General features: G+C 69.6%; 19 protein-coding genes. 4 read left to right on the top strand and 15 right to left on the bottom strand.

All coding sequences use genetic code 11. The features are described from left to right. Window positions 1–29 precede the first annotated feature (29 nt). The 13 genes from AC3WXD_RS29305 to coq7 form a co-directional block, all read right to left on the bottom strand. Window positions 30–1013: a D-alanine--D-alanine ligase gene (locus AC3WXD_RS29305; protein ID WP_492325218.1), complete on the bottom strand. Its 984-nt coding sequence runs from the start codon at window positions 1011–1013 to the stop codon at window positions 30–32. After that, window positions 1010–2449 (bottom strand): UDP-N-acetylmuramate--L-alanine ligase, encoded by a 1440-nt coding sequence (murC, locus tag AC3WXD_RS29300; protein ID WP_492325217.1) that lies wholly within the window; start codon window positions 2447–2449, stop codon window positions 1010–1012. The genes AC3WXD_RS29305 and murC overlap by 4 nt, the downstream gene beginning before the upstream one ends. A gap of 13 nt (window positions 2450–2462) precedes the next feature. After that, window positions 2463–3533: an undecaprenyldiphospho-muramoylpentapeptide beta-N-acetylglucosaminyltransferase gene (gene murG, locus AC3WXD_RS29295; RefSeq protein ID WP_492325216.1), complete on the bottom strand. Its 1071-nt coding sequence runs from the start codon at window positions 3531–3533 to the stop codon at window positions 2463–2465. Next, window positions 3530–4771 carry a putative lipid II flippase FtsW gene (gene ftsW / locus AC3WXD_RS29290; RefSeq protein ID WP_020204722.1) on the bottom strand — a complete coding sequence of 414 codons (1242 nt, stop codon included), beginning with the start codon at window positions 4769–4771 and terminating at the stop codon, window positions 3530–3532. Before ftsW ends, murG begins: the two co-directional genes overlap by 4 nt. Then, window positions 4768–6291 (bottom strand): UDP-N-acetylmuramoyl-L-alanine--D-glutamate ligase, encoded by a 1524-nt coding sequence (gene murD, locus AC3WXD_RS29285; RefSeq protein ID WP_454732239.1) that lies wholly within the window; start codon window positions 6289–6291, stop codon window positions 4768–4770. Before murD ends, ftsW begins: the two co-directional genes overlap by 4 nt. Before the next feature lie 51 nt (window positions 6292–6342). After that, on the bottom strand, window positions 6343–7512 hold the full coding sequence (gene mraY, locus AC3WXD_RS29280; protein ID WP_029043962.1) for a phospho-N-acetylmuramoyl-pentapeptide-transferase: 1170 nt from the start codon (window positions 7510–7512) through the stop codon (window positions 6343–6345). Window positions 7513–7637: 125 nt separating this feature from the next. Then, entirely contained in the window at window positions 7638–9077 is a 1440-nt protein-coding gene (locus AC3WXD_RS29275) for a UDP-N-acetylmuramoyl-tripeptide--D-alanyl-D-alanine ligase (RefSeq protein WP_492325215.1), read from the bottom strand. After that, on the bottom strand, window positions 9074–10612 hold the full coding sequence (locus AC3WXD_RS29270; RefSeq protein WP_492325245.1) for a UDP-N-acetylmuramoyl-L-alanyl-D-glutamate--2,6-diaminopimelate ligase: 1539 nt from the start codon (window positions 10610–10612) through the stop codon (window positions 9074–9076). Before AC3WXD_RS29270 ends, AC3WXD_RS29275 begins: the two co-directional genes overlap by 4 nt. After that, window positions 10609–12411, bottom strand: a complete 1803-nt coding sequence (locus tag AC3WXD_RS29265; RefSeq protein WP_020204717.1) for a peptidoglycan D,D-transpeptidase FtsI family protein — start codon at window positions 12409–12411, stop codon at window positions 10609–10611. Before AC3WXD_RS29265 ends, AC3WXD_RS29270 begins: the two co-directional genes overlap by 4 nt. Continuing rightward, a complete protein-coding gene (gene ftsL / locus AC3WXD_RS29260) occupies window positions 12408–12752 on the bottom strand; it encodes a cell division protein FtsL (RefSeq protein ID WP_020204716.1) in 345 nt (114 codons plus the stop codon). Before ftsL ends, AC3WXD_RS29265 begins: the two co-directional genes overlap by 4 nt. Next, window positions 12749–13744, bottom strand: a complete 996-nt coding sequence (gene rsmH, locus AC3WXD_RS29255) for a 16S rRNA (cytosine(1402)-N(4))-methyltransferase RsmH (protein ID WP_020204715.1) — start codon at window positions 13742–13744, stop codon at window positions 12749–12751. Before rsmH ends, ftsL begins: the two co-directional genes overlap by 4 nt. Before the next feature lie 7 nt (window positions 13745–13751). Continuing rightward, entirely contained in the window at window positions 13752–14180 is a 429-nt protein-coding gene (gene mraZ, locus AC3WXD_RS29250) for a division/cell wall cluster transcriptional repressor MraZ (protein WP_029043959.1), read from the bottom strand. A 454-nt stretch (window positions 14181–14634) separates the two neighbouring features. Beyond that, window positions 14635–15258 carry a 2-polyprenyl-3-methyl-6-methoxy-1,4-benzoquinone monooxygenase gene (gene coq7, locus AC3WXD_RS29245; protein ID WP_029043958.1) on the bottom strand — a complete coding sequence of 208 codons (624 nt, stop codon included), beginning with the start codon at window positions 15256–15258 and terminating at the stop codon, window positions 14635–14637. Between the two features lie 349 nt (window positions 15259–15607). Here coq7 and AC3WXD_RS29240 point away from each other — a divergent pair, with 349 nt between their 5' ends. The 4 genes from AC3WXD_RS29240 (at window position 15608) to AC3WXD_RS29225 (ending at window position 18929) form a co-directional block, all read left to right on the top strand. After that, window positions 15608–16696 (top strand): porin, encoded by a 1089-nt coding sequence (locus AC3WXD_RS29240; RefSeq protein WP_029043957.1) that lies wholly within the window; start codon window positions 15608–15610, stop codon window positions 16694–16696. A gap of 166 nt (window positions 16697–16862) precedes the next feature. Beyond that, window positions 16863–17879 (top strand): Bug family tripartite tricarboxylate transporter substrate binding protein, encoded by a 1017-nt coding sequence (locus AC3WXD_RS29235; protein WP_492325214.1) that lies wholly within the window; start codon window positions 16863–16865, stop codon window positions 17877–17879. A gap of 73 nt (window positions 17880–17952) precedes the next feature. Beyond that, window positions 17953–18471, top strand: a complete 519-nt coding sequence (locus AC3WXD_RS29230; RefSeq protein WP_020204710.1) for a MarR family winged helix-turn-helix transcriptional regulator — start codon at window positions 17953–17955, stop codon at window positions 18469–18471. Continuing rightward, window positions 18468–18929, top strand: a complete 462-nt coding sequence (locus tag AC3WXD_RS29225) for a hypothetical protein (protein ID WP_492325213.1) — start codon at window positions 18468–18470, stop codon at window positions 18927–18929. Before AC3WXD_RS29230 ends, AC3WXD_RS29225 begins: the two co-directional genes overlap by 4 nt. A gap of 271 nt (window positions 18930–19200) precedes the next feature. Here AC3WXD_RS29225 and AC3WXD_RS29220 read toward each other — a convergent pair whose 3' ends face one another. Continuing rightward, entirely contained in the window at window positions 19201–20883 is a 1683-nt protein-coding gene (locus AC3WXD_RS29220; RefSeq protein WP_029043955.1) for a long-chain fatty acid--CoA ligase, read from the bottom strand. 159 nt (window positions 20884–21042) lie between these two features. Next, a complete protein-coding gene (locus AC3WXD_RS29215) occupies window positions 21043–21705 on the bottom strand; it encodes a TetR/AcrR family transcriptional regulator (RefSeq protein WP_454732243.1) in 663 nt (220 codons plus the stop codon). Window positions 21706–21988 lie beyond the last annotated feature (283 nt).

Here is a 21988-nt window from a genome sequence, read left to right as displayed (position 1 = left end):
TCGGTTCAGGTTCGGTCGGCTTCTGTTGCTCAGTCGGGTTTCCAGGCGTCGTTCGGGTGCAGGTCCAGCGTGGCGGCGGCCGTCACCTGCAGCACGAAATCCTCGTAGCTGATGCCGGCCGCGCGCGCCGCCATCGGCACCAGCGAGTGGCCGGTCATGCCGGGCGAGGTGTTCATCTCGAGCAGGAACGGCTTGCCGTCGGCGCGCAGCATCACGTCGGCGCGCGCCCAGCCGCGGCAGCCCAGCACGCGGAACGACTGCACCGCCAGGCGCCGGACCTCGGCCTCGACGTCGTCCGGCAGGCCCGACGGGCACAAGTATTGGGTAACGTCAGTAAAGTACTTGTTTTGATAGTCGTAGTTGGCGCCGGGCGCGACGATGCGCACCACCGGCAGCGCCTCGGCGCCGGCGCCCTCCCCCACGATCGGGCAGGTCAGCTCGGCGCCGTCGATGAATGCCTCGGCGATGACGTCGTTGTCCAGCGCCGCGGCCTTCTCGAAGGCGGCCCGCATCTGGCCGGCGTCGGTGACCTTGCTCAGGCCGATCGACGAGCCCTCGCGCGCCGGCTTGACGATCAGCGGCAGGCCCAGGTCGGCCACCACGGCGGCGAAGTCGGTGCCGGCATCGAGCATGGCGAAGCGCGGCGTGGGCAGCCCGTGCGTCAGCCACAGGCGCTTGGTGGCCTGCTTGTCCATCGCCAGCGCGGAGGGCAGCACGCCGCTGCCGGTGTAGGGCACGCCGAGCTGCTCCAGCAGGCCCTGCATGGTGCCGTCCTCGCCGTAGCGGCCGTGCAGCGCGATGAAGACGCGGTCGAAGCCGGCCGCGGCCAGCTCGGCCACCGGCTGCAGGCCCGGGTCGAAGGCGTGCGCATCGACGCCGCGCGCGCGCAGCGCGGCCAGCACGCCGTTGCCGGACATCAGCGAGATCTCGCGCTCGGCCGAGCGGCCGCCCAGCAGCACGCCGACCTTGCCGAGCGATTTCGGGTCGATATTGGGATGGGAGACGAAGCTCATGCGTGGCCTCCCGATGCCTGTTGCGATGCTTGTTGCGAAACCAGTTGCCCCGGCACGCCGCCGATGGTGCCGGCGCCCATCGTCACCACGACATCGCCGGGCCGGACGGCGTTCAGGATGGCCTGCGGCATTTCCTCGATCTGCTCCACGAAAACGGGTTCAACCTTGCCCGCCACGCGCAGCGCGCGCGTCAGCGCGCGGCCGTCGGCGGCCACGATGGGGGTCTCGCCGGCGGCATAGACCTCGGTCAGCAGCAGCGCGTCCACGGTGCCGAGCACCTTGACGAAGTCCTCGAAGCAGTCGCGCGTGCGGGTAAAGCGGTGCGGCTGGAACGCCAGCACCAGCCGGCGGCCCGGGAACGCGCCGCGCGCCGCGGCCAGCGTGGCGGCCATCTCGACCGGATGGTGGCCGTAGTCGTCGACCAGCGTGAAGGTGCCTTCGGCCCCGTCCGCGCCGGTGCAGGCCACTTCGCCGTAGCGCTGGAAGCGCCGGCCCACGCCGTGGAACTCGCGCAGCGCCTTGACGATGGCGGCGTCGGGCACCTCCAGCTCGGTAGCGATGGCGATGGCGGCCAGCGCGTTCTGCACGTTGTGCATGCCGGGCAGGTTCAGCACCACGTCCAGCGGCGGCTCGGCGTGGCCGTTCAGCTGGCGCAGCACGGTGAAGTGCATCTGGCCGTCGACCGCGCGCGCGTTGACCGCGCGGATCTGGGCGTCCTCGGCGAAACCGTAGCGCACGATCGGCTTGGACACGAACGGCATGATCTCGCGCACGCTGGGATCGTCCGCGCACAGCACCGCGATGCCGTAGAACGGCAGGCGCTGGGTGAACTCCACGAACGCCTGCTTGAGCCGGGCGAAATCGTGCCCGTAGGTGTCCATGTGGTCGGCGTCGATGTTGGTGATGACCTCGATCACCGGGAACAGATTGAGGAACGACGCATCCGACTCGTCGGCCTCGGCCACGATGAAGTCGCCCGTGCCCAGGCGCGCGTTGGCGCCGGCCGAATTGAGCCGGCCGCCGATCACGAAGGTCGGGTCGAGCCCGCCTTCGGCCAGCACCGAGGCCACCAGGCTGGTGGTGGTGGTCTTGCCGTGGGTGCCGGCGATGGCCACGCCCTGCTTGAGGCGCATCAGCTCGGCCAGCATGACCGCGCGCGGCACCACCGGGATGCGCCTGGCGCGCGCGGCCAGCACCTCGGGGTTGTCGCCGGTCACGGCGGTGGACACCACCACGGCGTTGGCGCCGTTGATGTTGGCGGCGTCATGGCCGTGCGTCACGGTCGCGCCCAGCGAGGCCAGGCGCCGCGTGGCGGCGTTGCTGCCCACGTCGGAGCCCGAGACTTTGTAGCCCAGGTTCAACAGGACCTCCGCGATGCCGCTCATGCCGGCGCCGCCGATGCCTACGAAGTGGATGTTCTTGACGATGTGCTTCATGAATCCGTTTGTTTCAATCCCTGGCCATCTGGCTGCAGATCTCCGCCACGCGCCGGGTCGCTTCCGGCTTGGCGAGACCGCGCGCCTGGTGCGCCATCTCTTTGAGTCGGGTCCGCGTGAGCGAGGCCAGCGTGTGCGCCAGCCCCTGCGCGGTCAGTTCGTTCTGCTGGACCAGCAAGGCCGCGTCCTGCCGCGACAGGAATTCCGCGTTGGTGGTCTGGTGGTCGTCCACGGCATGGGGAAACGGCACGAACAGCGCCGCCACGCCCGCCGCCGCCACCTCCGACACGGTCATGGCGCCCGCGCGGCAGATCACCAGATCCGCCTCGGCGTAGGCGCCGGCCATGTCGTCGATAAAGGGCACGGCTTCCGCCTGCACGCCGGCCGCCTGGTAGTTGGCGCGCAGCGTGTCAATCTGCCTGGTGCCGGCCTGGTGCTTCACCAGCGGGCGCGCAGCTTCCGGCAGCAGCGCCAGCGCCTTGGGCACGATCTCGTTGAGCGCCGCGGCGCCGAGGCTGCCGCCCACCACCAGCAGGCGCAGCGGGCCGCTGCGCTGGTCGTAGCGCTGGTCCGGCGCGGGCATGCGGGCCAGCTCCTCGCGCACCGGGTTGCCGGTCCACTCGCTGTCCGGCAGCGCGTTGGGGAACGCGCACAGCACGCGGTCCGCCACCCTGGCCAGCACCTTGTTGGCCAGCCCGGCGATGGAGTTCTGCTCGTGCAGCACCAGCGGGCGCCCCAGCAGCGAGGCCATCATGCCGGCCGGGAAGGTGATGTAGCCGCCCATGCCGAGCACCACGTCGGGCCGCACGCGGCGCAGCGCCCGCAGGCTCTGCCAGAACGCGCGCAGCAGGTTCAGCGGCAGCAGCAGCTTGGTCAGCGGCCCCTTGCCGCGCAGGCCGCCGAACTGGATGAACTCCATCGGGATGTCGTACTTGGGCACCAGCGTGGCTTCCATGCCGCTGCGGTTGCCCAGCCACACCACGCGCCAGCCCTGTTCGCGCAACGCGCGCGCGACCGCCAGCCCGGGGAACACGTGCCCCCCGGTGCCGCCGGCCATCACGAGCAAGGTGCGCGCAGCGGTCATACTTTGCCTCCACGCATCATCACCCGGTTCTCGTAGTCGACCCGCAGCAAGATCGCCAGCGCGACGCAGTTCATCAGGATGCCCGAGCCGCCGTAGCTCACCAGCGGCAGGGTCAGCCCCTTGGTCGGCAGCAGGCCCAGGTTCACGCCCATGTTGATGAAGGTCTGCCAGCCGACCCACACGCCGATGCCCTTGGCCACCAGGCCGGCGAAGGTGCGGTCGAGCTGCAGCGCGGTGCGGCCGATCTCGAACGCGCGGCGCACCAGCCAGTAGAACAGCACGATCACCACCAGCACGCCCACGAAGCCGAATTCCTCGCCGATCACAGCGAGGATGAAGTCGGTGTGCGCTTCGGGCAGGTAGTGCAGCTTCTCGATGCTGCCGCCCAGCCCCACGCCGGTCCATTCGCCGCGCCCGAAGGCGATCAGCGAGTGCGTGAGCTGGTAGGCCTTGCCGAGCGCGTTGGCTTCTTCCCACGGGTTGAGGTAGGCGAAGATCCGCTCGCGCCGCCACGGCGAGGCCGTGATCAGCAGCGCGAACGCGCCCACCGCCACGCCGACCAACCCGGCGAACAGCTTGCCGTTGATGCCGCCCAGGAACAGGATGCCCATCGCCACGGTGGCCACCACCAGGAAGGCGCCCATGTCGGGCTCCAGCAGCAGCAGCATGCCCACCACCACCACCGCCACGCCCATCGGCAGGAAGCCCTTGCCCACGTTCTGCATCCACTCCTGCTTGCGCACGGTGTAGTTGGCGGCGTAGAGCACCACCGCCAGCTTCATCAGCTCGGACGGCTGGAAGTTCATGATGCCCAGCGGAATCCAGCGCCGCGCGCCGTTGACGCCCTTGCCGACGAAGGGCACCAGCACGACCACCAGCAACAGCAGCGCGATCACGAACAGCTTGGGCGCGTAGCGGTCCCAGAACTTGACCGGGATCTGGAACGCCAGCAGCCCGCCGGACAGGCCGACGAACAGCGCGAACGCATGCCGCGCGAGGAAGTGGCTCTCGCGGTAGTTGGCGTAGCGCGGCGAGTCGGGCAGCGCGATCGAGGCCGAGTACACCATCACCAGGCCGAGCGCGAGCAGCACGATCGACACCCACAGCAGCGGCTGGTCGTACTCCATCATGCGCGAGCGGGTCGGCTTGACGCCGGACACCGCGTCACGCAGGCCACCCCAGGCATTGCCGATGGTGGCGCCGATGAAACCGCTGCGCTTGACCTGTGCGTCGCTCATGGCACGATCCCCCGGGACATCGCCAGTTCTTCCACCGCGGCACGGAACACTTCCGCGCGGTGCACGTAGTTACGGAACATATCGAGGCTGGCGCAGGCCGGCGACAGCAGCACGGCGTCGCCGCCCTGCGCGGCGCCGGCGGCCAGCGTGACCGCCTGCTCCAGCGTGGCGGCGTCGGCCAGCGTCACGCCGGTGCCGGCCAGCGCACGGCGCAATTCGCCGGCGTCCTTGCCGATCAGCACCACGGCGCGCGCGTACTGCGCCACGGGCGCGGCCAGCGGCGAGAAATCCTGGCCCTTGCCTTCGCCGCCGGCGATCAGCACCACGCGCTTGTCCAGGCCCGACAGCGCGGCCACGGTGGCGCCCACGTTGGTGCCCTTGCTGTCGTCGAAATACTCCACGTCGTCCACCGTGGCGACCCACTCCACGCGGTGCGGCTCGCCGCGGTATTCGCGCAGGCCGTGCAGCAGGGCGTTGAGCGGCAGGTCGATGGCGCGGCACAGCGCCAGCGCGGCCATCGCGTTGGTGGCGTTGTGCATGCCGCGGATATGCAGCGCGTCGGCCGGCATCAGGCGCTTGTGGCGCACCGGCACGGCCGGCTCGGCCTCGGCGGCGGCCTTGCGGCGGCGCGGCTTGTTCTCGCCCTCGGCCTCGCTGTCGGCCTCGGCGATCACCAGCCACGGCATGCCGCCCTCGCGCAGCACGCCGAAGCTGCCCGGCGTCTCCGGCAGGTCGGTGCCGAAGGTGACGGGCACGGTGCCCGCGCGCGCCATCTCCAGGCTCAGGCGGTCGTTGCGGTTGAGCACCTGCAGGCAGCCGGGCTCGCCCGGCGCGGGCGCCGGGCCGAACACGCGCGCCTTGGCGGCGGCGTAGGCTTCCATGCCGCCGTGCCAGTCGAGGTGGTCCTGCGTGACGTTGAGCACGGTGGCCGCGTGCGGCGCCAGCGTATAGGTGGTCTCGAGCTGGAAGCTGGACAGTTCCAGCACCCAGACCTCGGGCAGCGTGGCCGCGGCGATGCAGGCGGCCAGTTTGTCGAGCGCCGACGGGCTGATGTTGCCGGCCACCGCCACGGTCTTGCCGGCGCGCTCGACCAGGCGGCCGGTCAGCGCGGTGGTGGTGGTCTTGCCGTTGGTGCCGGTGATCGCCAGCACCTTGGGCGCGTAGCCGGATTCGGCCCGCAGATGGGCCAGCGCCCGCGCGAACAGCTCGATCTCGCCCCACACCGGGATGCCGCGCTCGCGCGCCGCCGCCAGCAGCGCGGCGGTGGCGGGCTCGCCCGGCGGCAGGCCGGGGCTGATCGCCACCAGGCCGATGCCGTCGAGCAGCGCCACGTCGAACGCGCCGCCGATGAATTGCGCCGAGGGCAGCTCGGCCTGCAGGAAGACCAGGTTGGCGGGAGCCTCGCGCGTGTCGGCGACGCGCACGGGGGCGCCGTACTGGCCGCACCAGCGCGCCATCGCCAGCCCCGATTCACCGAGGCCCAGCACCAGCACATGAGGTTTCTGCAACTCGCCAAACACTTCGTTTTCCGCCCTTTTCGTTACGTTGTTACACCGATGCCGGCCGCGCGCTCAGCGCAGCTTCAGCGACGACAGCCCGATCAGCACCAGCAGCATGGTGATGATCCAGAAGCGCACCGTGACCTGCGTTTCCTTCCAGCCCGACAATTCGAAGTGGTGATGCAGCGGCGCCATCCTGAACAGCCGCCGGCCCTCGCCGTAGCGCCGCTTGGTGATCTTGAACCACGTCACCTGCAGCATCACCGACAGCGTTTCCACCACGAAGATGCCGCCCATCACGAACAGCACGATCTCCTGGCGCACGATCACCGCCACCGTGCCGAGCGCGCCGCCCAGCGCCAGCGCGCCCACGTCGCCCATGAAGACCTGGGCCGGGTGGGCGTTGAACCAGAGGAAGGCCAGGCCCGCCCCGGTCAGCGCCGAGCAGAAGATCAGCAGCTCGCCCGCCCCCGGGATGTGCGGGAACAGCAGGTATTTGCTGTAGACCGCGCTGCCCATCACGTAGGCGAACACGCCCAGCCCGCTGCCGACCAGCACCACCGGCATGATCACCAGCCCGTCGAGGCCGTCGGTCAGGTTCACCGCGTTGCTCGAGCCGACGATCACCAGGTAGGTCAGCACGATGAAGCCGGCCACGCCCAGCGGGTAGCTCACTTCCTTGAAGAAGGGCACGATCAGGTTGGACTTGTAGGGCATGTCCAGCGACATGCCGCTCTCGACCCAGCCCAGGAACAGGTCCCACACCCGCACATTGCTGCTTTCCGACACCGAGAACGCCAGGTAGACCGCGGCCACCAGGCCGATCAGGGTCTGCCAGAAGAACTTCTCGCGGCTCGACATGCCGCGCGGGTCGCGGTAGACCACCTTGCGGTAGTCGTCCACCCAGCCGATCGCGCCGTATCCCAGCGTCACCAGCATCACCACCCAGATGAAGCGGTTGCCCCAGTCGCACCACAGCAGCGTGGAGATGCCGATCGACACCAGCACCAGCACGCCGCCCATGGTGGGCGTGCCGGCCTTGACCAGGTGCGACTGCGGGCCGATGGTGCGCACCGCCTGGCCGATCTTCAGTTCGGTCAGCTTGCGGATCACCCACGGGCCCAGGCACAGGCCGATCAACAGCGCGGTGAGGTTGGCCATCACCGCGCGGAAGGTCAGGTAGTTGAAGACCCGCAGGAAGCTGTAGTCGTTTTGCAGCCACTGGGCCAGAGCCAATAACATCGTGTTCCGTATTCCTTTCGACAACCGCCCGGCGGCGCCGGGCTTCTCGTTTGCTTGCGATTACCTGATCGGGCGTTGCCGGCCACCGGCCGCATCCTTCATGCCCCTCATGCCTGTCACGCCCCTCACGCTTTCGGCGCGGACGTGTCTGCGACCAGCGCATCCACCATCCGTTCCATGCGCATGAAGCGCGATCCCTTCACCAGCACCGCGCCCGCGCGGGCCACGATGCCGTCCTCGTCCCGCGCCAGCGCGCCGGCCAGCGCCTCGGCGCTGTCGAAATGGCGCGCCTGCCCGCCGCCCTGCGCGCCGAACGCGCGCACCGCGTCGGTCATGGCCGCGCCGGTGCCCCACAGGGCCTCGATGCCGCGCGCGGCGGCGTAGGCGCCGATCTCCGCGTGGAAGGCCGGGCCCTGGTCGCCCACTTCGCCCATGTCGCCCAGCACCAGCAGGCGCGGCGCGGCAAACCCGGCGAGCACGTCGATGGCGGCGCGCACCGAGTCCGGGTTGGCGTTGTAGGTGTCGTCGATCACCAGCGTGCCGGCGGCGGTGTGCTTGACCTGCAGGCGCCCCTTGACCGCGGCGAACCCGGCCAGCCCGGCGCGGATGGCCTCGTGGCCGACGCCGGCCGCCAGCGCGCAGGCCGTCGCCGCCAGCGCGTTGCGCACGTTGTGCGTGCCCAGCACCGACAGGCGCACCTCGAAGGCGCCGCCGGGCGCCGTGACCCGCATCACCTGCACGCCGTCGTCGAGATGCACGTCGGCGCGCACGTCGGCGCCGGCGGCCAGGCCGAACGACAGCACGCGGCGCTGGCCGGCGGCCTCGCGCCAGATGCCGGCGTGCGCGCCGCCGCCCTCGGCGTCGAGCGGGAACACCGCCACGCCGTCGGCGGGCAGCGCCGCGATGGCCGCCGCGTGTTCGCGCGCCACCGCCTCCACGCTCACCATGAATTCCTGGTGCTCGCGCTGGGCGTTGGTGACGACGGCGACCGTCGGCTGGGCGATGCCGGCCAGGTAGACGGTCTCGCCCGGGTGGTTCATGCCGAGCTCGAGCACGGCCAGCCGGTGCGCGGCGCCCAGGCGCAGCACCGTCAGCGGCAGGCCGATGTCGTTGTTCAGGTTGCCGCCGGTGGCCAGGCGGGCGCCCTCCCCTACCGCCGCGGCGAAGATCGCGGCGATCATTTCCTTGACCGTGGTCTTGCCGTTGCTGCCGGTCACGGCCACCACCGGCAGGCTGAAGCGGCGGCGCCAGCCGGCGGCCAGTTCGCCCAGCGCCAGGCGCGTGTCGGGCACCACGATGGCGGGCAGGCCGAGCGCGGCGTCGGGCGCGCGCGCCACCAGCACCGCGGCGGCGCCGCGCGCGGCCACGTCGGCGAGGAAATCGTGGGCGTCGAAGCGCTCGCCCTTGAGCGCGACGAACAGGTCGCCGGGCTGCACGGCGCGGCTGTCGGTCAGCACGCGCGCAAAGCCCAGGGCGGCCGCATCGGCGGCGGCGGGCATGGAAAGGCGCGCGCCGGCGATCCAGCCGGCGGCTTGCTGCAGATTGGTCATCATGTTCCGGTTCATGCGGCCACCCCGCGCGTGCCCAGCGTCAGCCGGACGTGTTCGCGATCGGAGAACGGCCGCTTGCGGCCCTGCACTTCCTGGGTGGCCTCGTGGCCCTTGCCGGCCACCAGCACCACGTCCGCCGCGGCGGCGTGCTTGATGGCGTAGAGGATGGCGGCGGCGCGGTCCTCGATCAGGTGGGCGCGGCCGCGCTCGTCCATGCCGTCGGCGATGGCGTCGAGGATGTCGAGCGGATCTTCGCTGCGCGGGTTGTCGCTGGTCAGCACGACTTCGTCGGCCAGGCGCTCGGCCACCGCGCCCATCAGCGGGCGCTTGGTCGGGTCGCGGTCGCCGCCGCAGCCGAACACGCACCACAGGCGGCCGTTGCGGGCCTGCGCCACCGGGCGCAGCGCGGCCAGGGTCTTGTCCAGCGCGTCGGGCGTGTGGGCGTAGTCGACCACCGCCAGCGGGCCGTCCTGGCCGCCGCCGAACAGTTCCATGCGGCCGTCGACCGGCCTGAGCGCGCGCAGCGCGTCGACGGCGGCGTCCCAGGCGATGCCGTTGGCCAGCGCCGCGCCGAGCACGGCGAGCAGGTTGCTGACGTTGAAGCCGCCGATCATCGGCGTGGCGACGTCGGCGCTGCCGAAGCTGCCGTCCACGCGGAAGGCGGTGCCGGCGGCGGTGGCGCGCACGCCGCTGGCGCGCAGCCACTGGCCGCCCTTGCGGGTGGCCGCGGCCGGGCCGTCGAGGCCGTATTCGATGACCTGCGCGGCGGCCAGCTTGCCGGCCAGCAGGCGGGCACCCATGCCGTCGTCGCGGTTGACCACCGCGGCGCGCAGGCCGGGCCACTGGAACAGCAGCGCCTTGGCCGCCTCGTACTCGACCATCGTGCCGTGGTAGTCGAGGTGGTCCTGGGTCAGGTTGGTCAGCACCGCCACGTCGAAATGCGTGCCGGCCACGCGGCCCTGCTCCAGGCCGTGCGAGGACACTTCCATCGCGACCGCGCGGGCGCCGGCGTCGTGCAGCGCGGCCAGGCTGTCCTGCAGCTGCACCGCGTCGGGCGTGGTGAAGCCGGTGGCGGCCAGCGCGCCGGGAAAGCCGGTGCCGAGCGTGCCGATGGTGGCGCAGGGCTTGCCCGCGGCCTGCAGCAGCCGCGCCAGCCATTGCGCGCACGAGGTCTTGCCGTTGGTGCCGGTGATGCCGGTCACGGCCAGGCCGCGCGCGTCGTTGCCGTACCAACCGGCCGCGATCGGGCCGGCCAGCTGGTGCAGGCCGGCGATGCCGAGATGCGGCACCGCCTCGCCGTGCGGCCAGGCGAAGCCGTCCGCTTCATAAAGGATGGCGCTGACGCCGCGCGCGATGGCCTGGGCGATGTGCGGACGCGCGTCGGTCGACAGGCGCTGGTTGCCTAGCACGTAGGCGAAAAACACGTCGCCCTGGGTCAGGCGGCGCGTGTCGCCGGTGAGGCGGGCGCCGGCGGGCGCGCGCTGGCGCAGCCAGGCCAGCGCGTCGGCGGCCTGGGCGGCGATTTCGAGGGGCAGCAGCTGGCGGCTCATTGGGATGCGCTCCACGGCTCGCTTTCCTGCACCTTGTCGCTGACCACCAGCTGGCGGATCGGCGAATCGGGCTGCACGTTGAGCGCGCGCAGCGTGCCGCCGGTGATGGCGGCAAAGGCCGGGCCCGCCGCCGCGCCGCCGTAGTGGCTGCCGGAAGTGGGCTCGTCCACACTGACCGCCACAATGACGCGCGGGTTGGACATCGGCGCCAGGCCGATGAACGAGGCGCGGTACTTGCTGCGGTCGTAGCCGCGGCCGACGTGCTTGTACGCGGTGCCGGTCTTGCCGCCGACGCGGTAGCCCATCACCTGGGCCTCGGGCGCGGTGCCGCCGGGCGCCGTCACGGTTTCCAGCATGCCGCGCACCTGGCGCGCCACTTCGGGCGACAGCACGCGCTCGCCGCTGACCGGGCCGTCGCGGCGGAACATGGTGACGGGGATCAGCTCGCCGTCGTGGGCGAAGATGGTGTAGGCATGCGCGATCTGGAACAGCGACACCGACAGGCCGTAGCCATACGACATGGTGGCCTGCTCGATCGGGCGCCAGCTCTTGTACGGGCGCACGCGGCCGGCGACCGCGCCGGGGAAGCCGAGCTTGGGCGCCTGGCCCAGGCCCACGCTGGTGAACATGTCCCACATCTCCTGCGGCTTGAGCAGCATCGAGATCTTGGTGGTGCCGATGTTGCTGGACTTCTGGATGATGCCGGCCACGGTCAGCGCCCCGTAATTGTGGGTGTCGCTGATGGTGGCGCCTTCGTAGGTGAACTTGCCGGTGGTGGCGAACACCGTCGACGGCGTGACCCGCTTGAGCTGCAGCGCCAGGCCGATGGTGATCGGCTTCATCATCGAGCCGGGCTCGAAGGTGTCGGTCAGCACGCGGTTGCGCAGCTGCTCGCCCGACAGGCGGGTGCGGTCGTTGGGGTTGTAGGTCGGCCAGTTGGCCAGCGCCAGCACCTCGCCGGTCTGGGCGTCCAGCACCACCGCGCTGGCGGCCTTGGCCTTGCTGCGCTCGACGATGGCCTTGACCTCGTTGAAGGCCAGATACTGGATCTTGGCGTCGATGGAAAGCTGCTGGTCCTCGCCGTCGCGCGGCGTCTTGAGGATGCCGACGTCCTCCACCACGCGGCCGAGGCGGTCCTTGATGACCTGGCGCGCGCCGGACCTGCCGGCCAGCACCGGCTCGCGCGCGAGCTCCATGCCTTCCTGGCCGCGGTCTTCGACGTTGGTGAAGCCGACGATGTGCGCCATCGCCTCGCCTTCGGGGTAGAAGCGCTTGTATTCGCGGGTCTGGTGGATGCCCTCGATCTTGAGCGCGGCGATCTTGTCCGCGGCGTCGGGCAGCACCTGGCGCTTCAGGTAGACGAAGCTCTTGTCTTCCGTAAACTTGCGGCGCAGCTCCTTGTCGCTCATGTCGAGCAGCTTGCCGAGCTGGCGGATCTTGTCCGCGTCGATCTGGTCGGGCACGTCCTCGGGCACCGCCCAGATGGCCTTGACCGGCAGGCTGGTGGCCAGCACCAGGCCGTTGCGGTCGAGGATCTTGCCGCGCGTGGCCGGCAGGTCGAGCGTGCGCTGGAAGCGCTTCTTGCCCTCGGCCTCGTAGAACTGGTTGCCGGGGCCCTGGATCCACAGCGCGCGCCCGGCCAGCGCCACGAAGGCGGAGAACATCATGAACACCACCAGCTTGGAGCGCCACATCGGCAGGCGCAGGCCCAGCACCGGGCTGGCCGCGAACTGGCCGGTGCGCGGGCGCGAGGGGCTGCCGCGCTGCTGGCCGCGCTGCGAGGGATGGGCGATGGTCATGGCTTGCTCCCCGCGGGCGCCGAGGCCGCCGCCGCAGCGGAAGCCGCAGTCGCCACGGTAGCCGGCGGAGTGTCGAGCACCACGCCGGCCAGGTATTGGGTACGGCCGGGAATGACCGGCGTCATCTTGAGCTGGGTGCGGGCCGCGTCGGCGATGCGCGCGCTCTTGCCGAGCGCGCTCTGCTGGTACTGCAGGCGCGACCAGTCGATGTCCAACTGCTTTTCTTCCGCCTGGGCACGCTCGAGGGCGACGAACAGCGTGCGCGCCTGGTGCTGCGCGCTCACCAGGGAGAGCGCGCAGAAGATCAGCGCGGCAAGCAGGAAGAAAGTCAGGCGGTTCATGCGTGGCCAGCCTGTGCCGGCGCGCGCGCCGGCAGTTTCTCGGCCACCCGCATCACGGCCGAGCGCGCGCGCGGGTTGGCGGCCACTTCGTCGGCGCCCGGCTTGACGCGGCCGAGCAGCTTGAGCGTCGGCTGCGGCAACTGGTCGGCGCGCAGCGGCGCGCGGCGCAGGGCCGGGTCGGCATCCTGCTGCGGACGGGCGTGCGCCTGCATGAACCGCTTGACGATGCGGTCCTCGAGCGAATGAAAGCTGATCACCACCAGCCGCCCTCCTGCCTGCAGCAGATCGTATGCCGCGCTCAGTCCTCTTTCGAGGTCCGCAAGCTCTTGATTGACGTGAATCCGTAGAGCCTGAAAGGTGCGGGTCGCAGGGTCCTGGCCCTTCTCGCGAGTCTTGACGGCTTTCGCCACGAGTGCGGCAAGCTCGGCCGTAGTGGCGAGTGGCCCGCCAAGGCCGGGTTCGCTCCGGCGAGCAACAACCGCCTTTGCAATCTGTACAGCAAACCGTTCTTCCCCATAGTCCCGTATCACCCTCGCGATGTCTTGCTCTTCCGCCTGCGCCAGCCACTCGGCGGCGGTGACGCCGCGCGTGGTGTCCATGCGCATGTCCAGCGGGCCCTCGAAGCGGAAGGAGAACCCCCGCTGCGCATCGTCGATCTGGGGCGAGCTGATGCCCAGGTCGAGCAGTATCCCGGCCACCGGGCCGCGGGCCGCCAGACGGCCGGCCATGTCGGCGAAGCTGGTGTGCTCAATGGAGAAGCGGGCATCCTCGATGGTGCCCGCCTCTGCGATTGCTGCCGGATCCTTGTCGAAGGCCACCAGTGCCCCGGCCGGCCCCAGCCGGGCCAATATGGCCCGGCTGTGCCCCCCTCTGCCGAAGGTGCCGTCCACATAGACGCCATCGGGCCGCCAGACGAGCGCTTCGACAGCCTCGTCCAGCAACACGGTGCGATGGCGCAGGGCGGTGGTCCCCGGCGTTTGAGTTGAGCTCATGACCTCGTCAGAAAGAGAAGTTCTTCAATGCTTCCGGCATGCCCTGCGCCATTGCCTGCTGTTCCTTGGCGGCGTAGGTCGCGGCATCCCAGACTTCGAAATGGCTGCCCATGCCGAGCAGCATGACTTCCTTGTCGAGCTGCGCGGCGCTGCGCAGCTCGGGCGCGATCAGCACGCGGCCCGCGCCGTCCATGTCGACGTCCGCCGCGTTGCCGAGGAAGATGCGCTTCCACCAGTGCGCGTCCATCGGCAAAGCGGCGATGCGGGCCCGGAAGCTTTCCCATTCGGGCCGCGGAAACAGCAGCAGGCAGCCATCCGGGTGCTTTGTCAGCGTTACCCGGCCCTCGGCCTGCTGTTGCAGCGCTTCACGGTGCCGCGCCGGAATCGACATCCGGCCCTTGGCATCCAGTGACAGCGCCGATGCGCCCTGAAACAAGCTCGCTCCCGATCCGTGTCCGCCCGCTCTGCCGTCGGTTGGCACGGTAAACCCAGTAAAGCCGACGTTGGGGGATGATCCCACAGCCAGCCCGCTTTTTCACACAAAAATACACTTCCTCACACTATTTCCCACTTTAGAGGAAGCGATTTGGCGGGTCAAGGCTCGCCGCGGGGCAACAAACCGGGTTTTTTTAATCAGAACAATGACTTAGCGCGCACTCTTCACGCACCGAAAAAGTGAATCCCTAATGAAATGAAGATCTTATGGAGGAAAGCAGAGAAACCACCTGAGAACGACCGGGGAAGGAACTGCCTGCCGCACGAAAATCCGTCTCGCGGGACCGATGGAAGGATACAACGTTTTGTTGTCTACCCCGCCCGCGCGGGGACCCGCGCCGGCCCGGCGGCCGGGCCTCTCGAATCCCTTAGATCCCTTAGATCCCTTAGATCCTTTAGATCCGATAGGCAGCCGTGGTCATGACGCGCGACGCGGCCCGCATCATCGCCCGCACCGGCGCCGGCAGCGGGATGCCGCCGGCCTCGCGGGCGGTGGCGCCGTGGCGCACCTCGTCGTCGCGCATCTGCTCCAGGATCGCGCGCGAGCGCTGGTCCGCGGCGGGGAGCTGTCCGAGATGGCCGTTGAGATGCTGCTCGACCTGGCTCTCGGTCTCGGACACGAAGCCGAGGCTGACGCGGTCGCCGGCGCGGCCGGCGGCCCAGCCGATGGCGAACGCGCCCGCGTACCAGAGCGGGTTGAGCAGGCTGGTGCGCGAACCAAGCTCGCGCAGGCGCTCGGCGCACCAGCCGAGATGGTCTTCTTCCTCGCGCGCGGCCTGGTCCATCTGCGCGCGCACCTGCGGCGTGTGCGCGGTGAGCTTCTGCGCCTGGTAGAGGGCCTGCGCGCAGACCTCGCCGACATGGTTGATGCGCATCAGCCCGGCCACGTGGTGGCGTTCCCGCTCGTCGAGGCGGCCGTCGTCCGGCGCCAGCGCCGCGGCCGGATTGGCCCGCTCGGCCCGCGTCACGCCCGCGATCGCGCGCAGGGCCACATCGAATTCTCGAATCAAGGTATCCATCAATGCTTGCACTCGTGATTGCCCGCGCGCGCGCTCCGCGGCGCGGCCGGCAAGGAAACGGGACCTGCGCGGACCCGCGCGGATCCGGCCTCGGGATTTCCCGCATTGTACCGTGCCCGCCGTGGCGGCCTTGCCGCGGCGGCGCCAGCGCTCGCCTTGCCTGCCGCGCTTCCGATACTCCAAAACCCTGAGTTGTGAAAAGCTGACAAGGGCAGCACCCCGGATTGTGAAACGGAGGCGGTTTGTTACAGTGGTTGGCAACTTCTGACGAAGTTGGGTAAGCGGGCGATGGAGACTCAGGAGGTTTCCCCGCTGACCACCAATAATTCTTACATGGAGATCATCGAGCATGAAAAAATCGCTTCTTGCGTTGGCGGCGCTTGGCCTTTTCGCCGGTGCTGCGCAAGCCCAGTCCAGCGTGACGCTGTATGGCGTCGTCGACATGAACGTCGAATACGTCAGCCATCTCGGCCCCACCGGCGACAACGCATACCGCCTGACGTCGGGCGGCCTGTCCGGCTCGCGCTGGGGTCTGCGCGGCGTCGAAGACCTGGGCAGCGGCCTGAAGGGGTTGTTCGTGCTCGAAAACGGTTTTGGCCTCGATGACGGCAAGGCGCAGCAGGGCAGCCGCCTGTTCGGCCGCCAGGCTTACGTGGGCCTGGAAAGCGCCCAGGTCGGCCGCTTCACCTTCGGCCGCCAGTACACCACGCTGTTCGACCTGCTCGCCAATTTCTCGCCCAGCGGCTACGCGACCCAGTACGAGCCGGTGGTGGCCCAGCTCGGCCTGAACTTCCGCTCGGACAACACCGCCAAGTACACCGGCGTGTTCGGCCCGGTGACGGCGATCGCGCACTGGTCGTTCGGCAACGGCGTGTCCGGCGGCGGCGAAGCCCCCGGCCAGTTCCGCCGCGACACCGGCTACGGCGCGGGCGTGTCCTATTTCGCCGGCCCGGTCGGCGCGACCATCGCCTACGATCAGTACAACCCGAGCGTGATGGCCGGCACCACCTTCGCCGGCACCGGCACGGTCAAGAAGGCCGCCGTCGCCGCCAGCTACGCCTGGGGCCCGGCCAAGCTCATGGGCGGCTACCGCTGGGGCCAGAGCAAGGCGCAGAACGGCACGACGGTGCTGCGCGACGACTACTACTGGATCGGCGCCAACTACCAGGTCACCGCGGCGCTGGGCCTGACGCTGCAATATAACTACGACAACGTGAAGAACCAGGGCGGCGTCAATGTCCCGAATCCGTGGGAAATCTCGTTCATCGCCGACTACAACCTGTCCAAGCGCACCGACCTCTACCTGACCACCGCGTTTTCGAAGTACGCGGGGGTGAACCTCGACACCTCGGCCATCGCCTTCGCCAACGGCTACCCGCTGGGCCCGGGCAAGACGACCATGCTCGGCGTGGGCCTCGGCATCCGCCACAAGTTCTGAGCGCGTCCGCGCGACCTGGCAACGGCACCTTCGGGTGCCTTTTTGCCGTTGGCGGGGCCGGCGGCCTAGGGCATCACCTCATCGGCACCTCCGGCGGCGAGCCCTAGAATGCAGCAAACCCCGCAGCCGCAACCGTGCGGCGCGGCCAGACCAGCCAGGAGACACCATGCACCGCCACCGCCGCCGCGCGACCCTCATGCTGCTTGCCAGCGCAGCCAGCGCCTGCCTCGGCCTGCTTGTCGGCGCCGCGCCGGCGCTGGCCGCCGATCCCTACCCGAACAAGCCGATCCGCCTGGTGGTGCCGTTCCCGGCCGGCGGCACCACCGACATCCTGGCGCGCGCGGTGGCGGCGGAGCTGTCCAAGCTGCCGGGCTGGAACGTGGTAGTGGACAACCGGCCCGGCGCCGGCGGCAACATCGGCGCCGACATGGTCGCCAAGTCGGCGCCCGACGGCTATACGCTGCTGATGGGCACGGTGGGCACGCACGGCATCAACCAGTCGCTGTACGGCAAGCTGCCGTTCGACCCGATCAAGGATTTCGCGCCGATCACCGAGGTGGCGTCGGTGCCCAACGTGCTGGTGGTCAACCCCGCCTTCGCGCAGCAGAACCGCATCAACAGCGTGCCGGACCTGATCGCCTACGCGCGCGCCAATCCCGGCAAGCTCAACATGGCATCGAGCGGCAACGGCACCTCGATCCACCTCGCCGGCGAACTGTTCAAGACGCAGACGCATACCTTCATGGTGCATTTCCCGTACAAGGGTAGCGGCCCGGCGCTGACCGACCTTGCCGGCGGCACCATGCAGCTCATGTTCGACAACCTGCCGTCCTCGATGGCGCTGATCAAGGCCGGCAAGCTCAAGGCGCTGGCCGTGACCAGCGCCAGGCCCTCGCCCGCGCTGCCGGGCGTGCCCACGGTGGCCGAGGCCGGCAAGCTGCCGGGCTTCGAGGCCAGCTCCTGGTTCGGGCTGCTGGCGCCGGCCGGCACGCCGCACGAGATCGTCGCGCGCATCCAGCAGGAAGTCACGCGCTCGCTGGCCACGCCGGCCGTGCGCGAGAAACTGCAGGCCCAGGGCGCCGAGCCGGTCGGCAACACGCCGGAACAGTTCGTCGTGTTCATCCGCGCCGAACACACCAAGTGGGCCAAGGTCGTCAAGGACTCGGGCGCCAAGGTGGACTGAGCACCCGCCGATCCCCGCGCCGCCCGGCGCGGGAGGGCATATACTTGAGGCATCAAACAACCTGCCTGCCGCGATGCCCACCACGACTGCCGCCGAGATCCCCGTCAAGGCCGGCGCCGACGAACCGCCGGTCGATCTCGAAACCCGCGCCGACGATGCCAGCCACGACGGCCTGCGCCTGTGGCTGCGCCTGCTGACCTGCACCAACCTGGTGGAAGCCGACATCCGCTCGCGGCTGCGGCAGGAATTCGCCTGCACGCTGCCGCGCTTCGACCTGATGGCGCAGCTGGACCGCCACCCCGAGGGCCTCAAGATGGGCGAGCTGTCGCGCCGCATGATGGTCACTGGCGGCAACGTCACCGGCATCACCGACCAGCTCCAGGAAGAAGGCCTGGTATCGCGCGAGGCGCTGCCGAGCGACCGCCGCGCCTACCTGATCCGCCTCACGCCGGCCGGGCGCACGGCGTTCTCGAAGATGGCGCGCGCGCACGAAGACTGGATCGAGCAATTGTTCGGCGGCCTGCCGCAGACCGACCGCCGCGCGCTGTTCCGCCTGCTGGGCCGGCTCAAGAGCGGGCTGGCCAGCGCATGAACGCGGCACACCGCGCGCGCCCGCTGCGGCTGGCCGCCTGCCTGGCGCCGCTGCTGCTGGCGGCCGCCTGCCAGAGCGGCCCGCCGCAGCCGAAGGTCACGCCGCTCGACTACACCGTCAGGCTCGGCCACATCAGCGAGAAGACCGCGGCCGGCACCGTGGACGCGCCCGGCACCGGCGCCTTCGGCTCCGCCGTGGGCGTGGGCGCGGCCGGCGGCAACGGCTGGGGCGGCGGCGGCATGAGCATGGGTTTCGCCGTGAACCTGAACCAGTTGCTCAACCCGCAGCCGCGGCCGCAGATCGAGCTCTACCAGTACAAGGTGACGGCGCTGGACGGCAGCCCGCTCGCCACCGTCAGCGGCCCGGCGGCGCCGGGACTCGACGCCGGCGCCTGCGTGCGCATGATCTATCCCGACGACGGGACGGCGCCGCGCATCGTGCCGTCGGCTGAATGCTGAACTGACGATGGCGTCGGCAGCGACCCAATGAAAACGGCCTCCCTGGCGGGAGGCCGATGCGTTGCCGACGGGGCCGGCTTTGCCGCTTCTTGGTCGCCGCCCCTCTTCCGCGTGCGGGAGAGGCCGGGGAAAGGGCCGGCGGCTCCACGAAGTGAGGGCCTGCGCCATTCGCGCGCACCTGCCCTCTCCCCCGGCCCCTCTCCCATTTCATGGGAGAGGGGAGCAAACCTTCGGGCTATGGAAGTCTTGTCGGCAATCCAGCTGCCGCGGCCTATGCCGCCTTGCGGCTGTCGCGCAGTTCGCGGCGCAGGATCTTGCCCACGTTGGTCTTGGGCAGCTCGCCACGGAATTCGATGTACTTGGGCCGCTTGTAGCCGGTCAGGCGCTCCTTGCAGAAGGCGATCAGCTCGGCCTCGGTCAGCGCCGGGTCGCGCTTGACCACGAACAGCTTGACCACCTCGCCCGAGTGCTCGTCGGGCACGCCCACGGCGGCGACTTCCAGCACGCCCGGGCATTCGGCGACCACGCCCTCGATTTCGTTCGGGTACACATTGAAGCCGGACACCAGGATCATGTCCTTCTTGCGGTCGACGATCTTGGTGTAGCCGCGCGCGTCCATCACGCCGATGTCGCCGGTCTTGAAGAAGCCGTCCGGCGTCATGACCTTGGCGGTCTCGTCGGGGCGGTTCCAGTAGCCGGCCATCACCTGCGGGCCGCGGATGCAGATCTCGCCGGGCTGGCCGAGCGGCACGTCGCGGCCGTCGTCGTCGCGGATGGCGATCTCGGTCGACGGCAGCGGCAGGCCGATGGTGCCGGAGAAGGCATCGGTGTCGGTCGGGTTGCAGGTGGCCGAAGGCGAGGTCTCCGACAGGCCATAGCCCTCGATGATCGGGCAGCCGGTCTTCTCCAGCCACTTCTTGGCGACCGCCTCCTGCACCGCCATGCCGCCGCCGTTGGCCACGCGCAGGCCGGAGAAATCGACCTTACCGATGTCCGGGCTGTTGATCAGCGCGTTGTAGAGCGTGTTGACCGCCGGGAACGTGTTGAACCTGTACTTCTGCAGCTCCTTGATGAAGCCGGGAATGTCGCGCGGATTGGGGATCAGCACGCCCAGGCCGCCGCCGCGCATGCCCAGCAGGCAGCACACCGTGAGCGCGAAGATGTGATAGAGCGGCAGCGCGGTGATGGTGATCAACTGTTCCATCGGCGCGCCCTTGGCCAGCGCCGGCTGCATCCACGCCTCGGACTGCAGCACGTTGGCGACGATGTTCCGGTGCAGCAGCACGGCGCCCTTCGACACGCCCGTGGTGCCGCCCGTGTATTGCAGGAAAGCGATGTCGTCCGGGCCGGTATTGGCCGGCTTCAGTTCCAGCCGGCTGCCTTCCTGCAGCACGGTGTTGAAGCGCACGCAGTTGGGCAGCTCCCACGCCGGCACCATCTTCTTGACGTTGCGCACCACGAAATTGACGATGGCGCCCTTCAGGCCGCCCAGCAGGTCGCCCATGCTGGCCACCACCACGTGCTTGACCGGCGTGACCGGCAGCACCTGCTGCAGCGTGGTGGCGAAGTTCTCCAGGATGACGATGGCCTCGGCGCCGCTGTCCTTGAGCTGGTGCTCGAGCTCGCGCGGGGTGTAGAGCGGGTTGACGTTGACCACCACGTAGCCGGCGCGCAGCACCGCGGCCAGCACCACCGGGTACTGCAGCACGTTCGGCATCATGATGGCCACGCGCGCGCCGGGCTTGAGGCCGCGCGTCTGCAGCCAGGCCGCGAACTGCCGCGAAAGCCGGTCGAGTTCGCCGTAGGTGATGGCCTTGTCCATGCAGACGAAGGCGCGGCGGTCGGCGTAGGTGCGGAAGGATTCCTCAAGCAGGGCGGCCAGCGAACGGTACTGGCTGCCGTCGATCTCGGCGGGCACGCCCGCCGGGTAGTGCTTAAGCCATAGTCTTTCCATGCACCGTCTCCTGATTTTCTGAATGGTCGTTCGATTTTCGACAGATGCTAAACGCGACACCCTGTTAAGACAACACGTTAGATGAAGTCCTCTGGGCAAACTCCGTGGTTTGACGTGAAGTCTAGCGCACAGTTCAGGCGGCCCACGGGAATTCCCTAGTCAGGCTTCCACCGGCAGCACCATCTTCATCATGTTGGTCGCCAGTTCCTCGGCCAGCGCGCGCGGCGGCAGGCGGCCCGGCTCGTGCCAGGTGTACATGAAACCGACCACGCTGCCGATCGCGTGCGCGGTCACGCGCGCGTCGCCGTAGCGGAACACGCCGGCGCGCCTGCCTTCCTCGAGCAGCGCGTAGAGATCGCGGTAGAACGCGCGCGCCATGCTGCCCAGCCATGCCACGGTCTCGGGCCGCAGGTACTGGTTGTCGCGGAAGCTCAGCGTGGCCGGCACGTAGCAGTCGATGCAGCGGCGCGCCATTTCCAGCAGGCAGGCATGCAGGCGCTCGCGCACCGGCAGCGCCGGGTCCGCGGTCTCGCGGATGACCGGCAGGCAGGTCTGCGCCGACTCGCGGCACAGGATGTCGAAGATCTCGTACTTGTCGGTGAAGTAATAGTAGACCGCGGGCTTGGTCACGCCCAGCGCCCGGCACAGGTCGTTCATGGTCATGCCGGGATAGCCCTTGGTGTAGAACAACTGCGCGGCGGTATCGAGGATCTGGCGGCGGCGCGCCTCCTGGCGCTCGGCGATGTGCGAACGCGCGCGCGCGGCGTCGGGAGCGACCTCCGGAACCACCTCGGCGGGAACGGTCTTCTGTGCAGTCGGCATGATGCGATTCTCGCATGCAGCGGGGGCGGGACGGGCGGGCAAAGGCACTGCGCTTGACCTGACCCGGCATTGTCCATAGCATCATACCCAATGGTATATGAACGTACCAAAGAGTAGATTTCCCCGGACACGTACGGGAGCGAATCCGCTCTTCCCACGCCTGGACGCAGGGCTTCCACGGCCACGGGAAACCGGAGCGCATGCGGGCGCCGGAGTTGCGCGCCGCCTGCGGGGGCGGCATGATCACCGCGCTGGTCCGCATCGCAGGGCGGGCCTTCGGCCG

Source organism: Cupriavidus sp. FW216-B1, assembly GCF_058789195.1.
Note: the sequence above shows the minus strand (reverse complement) of the source record. Positions and strands in the feature narration are given on the sequence as shown.

Coding starts and splice junctions, on each gene's coding strand:
- AC3WXD_RS29305 (WP_492325218.1), bottom strand. CDS start 1,013: ATGAGCTTCGTCTCCCATCCCAATATCGACCCGAAATCGCTCGGCAAG.
- murC (WP_492325217.1), bottom strand. CDS start 2,449: ATGAAGCACATCGTCAAGAACATCCACTTCGTAGGCATCGGCGGCGCC.
- murG (WP_492325216.1), bottom strand. CDS start 3,533: ATGACCGCTGCGCGCACCTTGCTCGTGATGGCCGGCGGCACCGGGGGG.
- ftsW (WP_020204722.1), bottom strand. CDS start 4,771: ATGAGCGACGCACAGGTCAAGCGCAGCGGTTTCATCGGCGCCACCATC.
- mraY (WP_029043962.1), bottom strand. CDS start 7,512: ATGTTATTGGCTCTGGCCCAGTGGCTGCAAAACGACTACAGCTTCCTG.
- AC3WXD_RS29275 (WP_492325215.1), bottom strand. CDS start 9,077: ATGAACCGGAACATGATGACCAATCTGCAGCAAGCCGCCGGCTGGATC.
- AC3WXD_RS29270 (WP_492325245.1), bottom strand. CDS start 10,612: ATGAGCCGCCAGCTGCTGCCCCTCGAAATCGCCGCCCAGGCCGCCGAC.
- AC3WXD_RS29265 (WP_020204717.1), bottom strand. CDS start 12,411: ATGACCATCGCCCATCCCTCGCAGCGCGGCCAGCAGCGCGGCAGCCCC.
- ftsL (WP_020204716.1), bottom strand. CDS start 12,752: ATGAACCGCCTGACTTTCTTCCTGCTTGCCGCGCTGATCTTCTGCGCG.
- rsmH (WP_020204715.1), bottom strand. CDS start 13,744: ATGAGCTCAACTCAAACGCCGGGGACCACCGCCCTGCGCCATCGCACC.
- coq7 (WP_029043958.1), bottom strand. CDS start 15,258: ATGGATACCTTGATTCGAGAATTCGATGTGGCCCTGCGCGCGATCGCG.
- AC3WXD_RS29240 (WP_029043957.1), top strand. CDS start 15,608: ATGAAAAAATCGCTTCTTGCGTTGGCGGCGCTTGGCCTTTTCGCCGGT.
- AC3WXD_RS29235 (WP_492325214.1), top strand. CDS start 16,863: ATGCACCGCCACCGCCGCCGCGCGACCCTCATGCTGCTTGCCAGCGCA.
- AC3WXD_RS29230 (WP_020204710.1), top strand. CDS start 17,953: ATGCCCACCACGACTGCCGCCGAGATCCCCGTCAAGGCCGGCGCCGAC.
- AC3WXD_RS29225 (WP_492325213.1), top strand. CDS start 18,468: ATGAACGCGGCACACCGCGCGCGCCCGCTGCGGCTGGCCGCCTGCCTG.
- AC3WXD_RS29220 (WP_029043955.1), bottom strand. CDS start 20,883: ATGGAAAGACTATGGCTTAAGCACTACCCGGCGGGCGTGCCCGCCGAG.
- AC3WXD_RS29215 (WP_454732243.1), bottom strand. CDS start 21,705: ATGCCGACTGCACAGAAGACCGTTCCCGCCGAGGTGGTTCCGGAGGTC.